The 275-nt window shown below is 44.7% G+C and carries 1 protein-coding gene; it reads left to right on the forward strand.

Annotation, left to right across the window (positions count from 1 at the left end; all coding sequences use genetic code 11):
- Positions 1 to 275: hypothetical protein (locus OS191_RS00160; protein ID WP_267153685.1), on the forward strand; the 275-nt coding region annotated here is incomplete at both ends.

Here is a 275-nt window from a genome sequence, read left to right on the forward strand (position 1 = left end):
GTAGAACCAACAACAGAATGCTGGGAAACTGCTACTTTTGATAACAATACCTGTGCTTGGGTAGTCACTGGATCACAACCTGCTGAACCAACAACGGAGTGTTGGGAGACTGCTACTTTTGATAATAATACCTGTGCTTGGGTAGTTACTGGATCACAACCTTTAGAACCATCTACGGAGTGTTGGGAAACGGCGACCTTTAATAACACAACATGTGTTTGGGACGTAACAGGATCACAACCTGTAGAACCATCTACAGAATGTTGGGAGACGGC

The sequence above is a fragment of the Xanthomarina sp. F2636L genome (assembly GCF_026410195.1).
Taxonomy (GTDB): Bacteria; Bacteroidota; Bacteroidia; order Flavobacteriales; family Flavobacteriaceae; genus Xanthomarina.